5 protein-coding genes are annotated in these 5,074 nt (G+C 59.0%); 4 read left to right on the top strand and 1 reads right to left on the bottom strand.

Features of this window, described 5'->3' with window-relative positions:
- Positions 1-126: 126 nt before the first annotated feature.
- Complete coding sequence (locus RMO15_RS11105) at positions 127-849, top strand: hypothetical protein (protein WP_309712031.1); 723 nt, start codon at positions 127-129, stop codon at positions 847-849.
- A gap of 67 nt (positions 850-916) precedes the next feature.
- On the opposite strand, the gene RMO15_RS11100 is transcribed toward RMO15_RS11105, so the two are convergent.
- Positions 917-3,331, bottom strand: coding sequence for a hypothetical protein (locus tag RMO15_RS11100; RefSeq protein WP_309712028.1), 2,415 nt, complete (start codon positions 3,329-3,331; stop codon positions 917-919).
- A gap of 131 nt (positions 3,332-3,462) precedes the next feature.
- Here RMO15_RS11100 and RMO15_RS11095 point away from each other — a divergent pair, with 131 nt between their 5' ends.
- From RMO15_RS11095 to RMO15_RS11085, 3 genes are all read left to right on the top strand, one after another.
- Positions 3,463-4,014: a hypothetical protein gene (locus RMO15_RS11095; RefSeq protein ID WP_309712026.1), complete on the top strand. Its 552-nt coding sequence runs from the start codon at positions 3,463-3,465 to the stop codon at positions 4,012-4,014.
- Entirely contained in the window at positions 4,011-4,640 is a 630-nt protein-coding gene (locus RMO15_RS11090) for a PEP-CTERM sorting domain-containing protein (RefSeq protein ID WP_309712023.1), read from the top strand. Before RMO15_RS11095 ends, RMO15_RS11090 begins: the two co-directional genes overlap by 4 nt.
- A gap of 126 nt (positions 4,641-4,766) precedes the next feature.
- Positions 4,767-5,074, top strand: a 308-nt coding sequence (locus RMO15_RS11085; protein ID WP_309712020.1) for a hypothetical protein, incomplete at its 3' end; no start/stop codon positions are given.

Raw genomic sequence — 5,074 nt, 5'->3', positions numbered from 1 at the left:
CATGAGGTAGTAAATTAGCCTCATGAGGCAGTAAATTAAGCTCCTAATGCACTGGACAAGCAGACAAGTCTTCGGTAGAATAAGGCGATGGCTCTTAACAAGCCGTCTAAGGAAGGAAATAAACCAATGCCTGACCCTAATATCCCGACACCCGCCCCGACTGTCCCGACAACACTGCCCACTACTGTCACTGCCGCCACGAAAAGAAAGCGAGCGGCGCAAGATCAGGCGCTGGCGAACTTTTTCACCACCGCCCTCACCCGACTGCACGCCGCCGCTGCCGACCCCGTGCTGGAGCCGTTTCTGACCCGACGCACCATCAAGCCTGCCGTGCTCGCGGAGGGAATCGCTCTGGGAACCACCCTCCAGAGCCGCTTCACCGACCGCCAGCGCAAAGAAGAGGCCGACGATAAGGGACTGGCAGCCATTGCCGACACCCGCAAGAGCGCACGGGCAGGCTTCACCCTCTACCGTGAGACCGTCCGCCTGGCCTACCCAAGCGATACCGCCGCCCGCGCCGCTTTAGGGGCCACCGGGAGCGTCCCCCCCGATGACGATACGTTTCTCAGTACGGCCACGGCAGCCTATGCCATCGCCGCCGACCTTGCCCATGCGGCCACCCTCGCCAATGCCGGGTTTGGTGCAAGCGAGCACGCCGCCGCCCTCGCCACCCTGAGCGCCTTTGCTGCCGCCCGCACCGCCTACCCCGCCGTGCACGCCGCCACCCTTCAGGCCACCGCAGACCGCGACAGCGCCGCCGCCGTGTTTAAGACCTGGATGGCAACCTACAACCGCGCCGCCCGCCTGATCGTAAAAGAGCACCCCGAACTCGCCGCACGTTTGCTCTAAGCGGACCAGGCTCAGGTCAGCGCGAGCCTGCCAGCCACCGAAAGAAGCACGCCCGGACGCGCGGATACTAGAGTTGGAGCTGTAAAAAAACCTGTTCGGTGCTCCAGGTAGTGCCCTCGCGAAAGGCGGCATCGAAGGAGAAGGAGGTGGTACCCAGCCGTGTCTGGAGCAGGGCAATGTCTCTTTCGCGGAAGCCTCGCTCGGGCTGCTCCAAGACAAAATCGTAGCGGTCACACCACGTATAGCTCATGCCAAAAAACTGCGCCGCCCGCCTGTGCTTGCCTTCGCGGAGTAGTAACATCGCGAAGTTTACGAGGACATGCCCTAGATTGCAGTAGCTCTCCAGCTCCCTGTAAAGGGTAAGAACCTCCAAGAAACCCTTCCGTGCTTCGACAAGATTTCCTTCGAACAGATTGAGTAGCGCCAGAGAAGCACAAGCGTGAGGGGAGTCGCCGACAAACCGCTGGTATTCTAAAATCAGAGCACGCGCCGCATCCAGATTTCCCTGTACGAGGAGAAGTTGCCCCATGTTCGCCAGAACGTGCTCTTGCTCGGCGCGCGTCCCCTCCGCGCGCGCATACAAAAGCACCTCCTCAAACTGCTTTCTGGATTCTTCGAGGTTGCCTTCGTTGAACTCTAGAAGGGCACGACAGGTCTGGCTGTCGTGCGGTCTGCCTAAGGTGATGTTCAGCTCCCTCAGGAGGTCAAGGGATGCCCTCGCCGCTACCCAGTCCCCCAAAGACTGGCACGCATTAGAGTGTTCCCGAAGCGCCGTGATCTTGTGTTCGTTGATTTCCTGAGCCCCGGGCAGCGCCAGAGTTACTTCATACTGTTGGCGCTGTTCGCGGAAAGCTCCTCGCAACACCCAGTAGGGTCTCACGTTATTGCAAAATTCCAGGGCACGCTGAGGCTGATCCGCACGACAGAACTCCAGCGCCTGACCAAGATTTCCCCGCTCCAGACTCATCTGAGACGCCCACTGCACCTGGCCCTCATGGTTTCGGCTTGGTCTGCGATGTGCCATGGCAAAGAACACTTCAAGATGACGGCGGCGCACCTCCAGAATCGCGTGCGTGGGCAGCTCCTCCAGCTTCTGATGGGCAAACTCACGGACGGTTTCTAAAAAGCGATAGCGTGTCCCGCGGGGCAAGTAGTCTATCTGAACCAGGCTCTTGTCCACCAGGGAGTCCAGCCGCTCCAACGTCGTGTCCGAGTCGCCACAGAGTGCCCTGGCGTCCTCGCTCGTCCAGCCGCCTTGAAACACGGCCAGTGTCACAAAGAGTGTCTTCTCTGTCTCACTCAGGAGCTCGTAGCTCCAGGTGATGGCGGCGTGCAGGGTTTGCTGGCGCGGCTCCGCGACCCGGTTGCCGCTTGTCAGAACGGAGAGCCGTGCCTCTAGCCGCTGCATCAGCTCGGGGAGGCTGTGCGTGCGCAGCTTCGCCGCCGCCAGCTCTAGCGCGAGCGGCAGGCCATCGAGACGCAAACAGAGAAGGGACAGAATGAGGCTCTCATCGCGTGTTGGTAGCCAGCCGGGCCGGGCGCGACCGGCCCGTTCGGAAAAGAGCAGAGCGGACTCCGCCTCGCTCAGCCCCGGTAGACGCAGCACGGTCTCCCCGGGCAGGTTGAGCGGCTCGCGGCTCGTGGCAAGAACTTTGAGGTGCGGGCAGGCGAGCAGCAGGCGCTGGGCTTTTCGAGCGGCTCGATGAATCAGGTGCTCGCAGTTGTCCAACCCCAGCAGGATCGGGGTGTTTCGTAGCGCAGGAATCACCTCGTCCACACTCTTGAGGCCCAGTGCCATCACGATCTGCAGCGGGATGTCGTCGGGGTTTGTGAGCGCGGAAAGCTCCACCCAGACCACCCTGTCCCCCAGCGCCTCACGTGCTCGGAGTGTCTCTAGCGCCAGGCGCGTCTTTCCCACGCCACCGGTTCCCACGAGCGTCAGAAGCCGCGTCGAGGCCAGCAGCCCGAGGGTCTCCTCCCGCAGCGCCTCACGCCCCAGGTAGCTACTCAGCGGCGTCGGGAGCGGCTCTATCTTCAGAGCACGGGCGGGGAGATTCAGGAGCGGTTCTGGGGGGACTCTTGTTGCGAGCCGCTCGCGCACCTCCAGCACCCAGTCATCGTAGAAGCCTGGCAGGAGGCGCTCGGGATTGAAGCCCGGTGGCAGTGAGTCAAGGTCCGTGGTGTAGCTTCCCGGAACCAGCCCCACGCAGTCACGCGTCGCCTGTACCAAGTGGGTTTGTGTGTGTGCACCCTCTTTCTCCAGCGGCCCCCGCAGATAACCCAGTGTCATCGAGAGCGCATGGCGTGCGGCATCGAGTTCCAGCTCCGGCCAGAAAATCTCCAGAAGCTTCTCACGGCTGTGGTTGCCGGGATAGAGGGCGAGGTAGGCGAGCAGAGACGCACTCTTGCGGGTGCGAAACTTGGTGACGGTTTCTGCTCCGAACTGCACCGTGAGCCCGTCGGTTAGTACTATTAGATACACAAACTCTTCTTTCTAAGAAGACTATAACATAATCGCCGCGTGAAATCAGCGGAAGAGAGTTTGCAGAAAATTTGCAGAGAGTTTGCAGAGAGTTGCTAGCTAGTATGTCTACGAGAGGAATTCAACGACGTATGACTATCGGCATTGATCTGGAAGGAACGCTCATCGCGGAGTGTGGCGAGTTTCCCTGCGAGCGCACGGGCACCCTCGCAAAGCTCTTATATCCTAACGGAGTCCGCACGGGCGCACGCCCTCTCCTGCGCGAGCTCACCCGCGCCGGTCACGCCCTCACGCTCTACTCCAGTGGCGCACATAAACCCTGGAAGCTGCGGCTCTGGTGCCACCTCGCCGGGCTACCCGTGCGCCGTGTCATCACCCTTGAGCAGGCCAAGCGCCAGGCGCTCAAGAACCTCCAAAAACAGCAGCAACGCTTTTCTAAAGACCTCAAGGCGTTGGGTCTGAGCCACTTTGGAAAAACCAGGGAACCTACCTGGCCCCCGTGCAAGAACCAAGACCTGATTCTCGACGATGAGCCAGGCCATATTCAATCCGCGTGGCGCTCGGGCGTCAAGGGCGTGCTCGTCACCAACTGCGAGCAAGACTGGACGGCACGTATCCGCGAGGCCACGCTCCAGAGTCCCGAGATCGAAGTCCTCACTCTACAAAAGAAAGCAATCTTATGAATACAACTCGTTTTTCGTTTCTCAGCGCACTTGCGCTCCTCACCCTCGCCGCGCTTCCGCAAGCTACGCAGGCACAAACCTTCGCCAACTGGGCTACCTCTACCTCGGGAAATTTGGGAGGAGTTAACATCGGGGTGTCGGGGTTTAACAATCCCACCTTAGTTGCTTACGATCTCTCAGGTGCGAGCTACTCCGCTGCTCCGGGAAGCGCGAGCCAGCAGTCACTAGATTATAGCACCAGTAGCAGCTGGACAGTTACCTTTGCATCGCCTATCTCCAACTTGAATCTCTACATCGTTTCCTGGCGTGGTAACCTATCCGGTGGCCCCAATCCCACCACGTATACCTTCAACCAGACCATCTCCGTCGCCTCGGGCATGGCAGGAGCAACGGTGGCGGGGAATCTGCTTACCGTTCCTGATTCGGGTTTAGCAAGTTTAGCAAGCGGCATCCTGAACTTTGCCTCGCCCGTCACCACTCTGAGCGTGACGACAAGCGGCACCTTCGGTCAGGTCCAGGCACTGAACTTTTCCACGTCGGTTTCTTCCTCCGCCCCCGAACCCGGCACGCTGGCGTTTCTGGCCCTCGGCGGCACGCTGGTCTTGGTGCGGCGAAGAAGGAAGTAAAGCGTTCCATTCGCCCGTCAGGTCTCCTCACTCCACGTAGAGTCAGGAGACCTGTGCACGTATCCGCGAGGCCACGCTCCAGAGCCCCGAAATCGAGATCATCACTCTCCAAAAGAAAGCAACCTTATGAAAATCACTCGAAAAATGAAACGCTCAATTACCAAAATTCTGGTACTTATTTTTGTTAGCTTGATGACAGGTGCCACTCCTGCGTTTGCTCAGAAATTAACTACGTATTGGATGGGCAGACATCTGCCCAATGACAGCAAAATTCACTTTGATGTAAAGGTACATGACTTTTTCGCCAAGTGGATTGACGAGTTAAAACCCAAAACGGTAACTCACCAAATCAATGGCAAAGAATGGGAGATAACTACCTTAACTCTAAAATGGGATGAGAATGGCTCCTCACCTAAAAGAACCGGGCAAATCCA

This window comes from Armatimonas sp. (assembly GCF_031410135.1).
In the GTDB taxonomy this organism is placed as follows: Bacteria; Armatimonadota; Armatimonadia; order Armatimonadales; family Armatimonadaceae; genus Armatimonas.
This window is presented reverse-complemented; position numbering and strand designations above follow the sequence as displayed.

Excerpts from the sequence above, each read along its gene's own strand:
- RMO15_RS11105 (WP_309712031.1), top strand. The coding sequence starts at position 127 with ATGCCTGACCCTAATATCCCGACACCCGCCCCGACTGTCCCGACAACA.
- RMO15_RS11090 (WP_309712023.1), top strand. The coding sequence starts at position 4,011 with ATGAATACAACTCGTTTTTCGTTTCTCAGCGCACTTGCGCTCCTCACC.
- RMO15_RS11095 (WP_309712026.1), top strand. The coding sequence starts at position 3,463 with ATGACTATCGGCATTGATCTGGAAGGAACGCTCATCGCGGAGTGTGGC.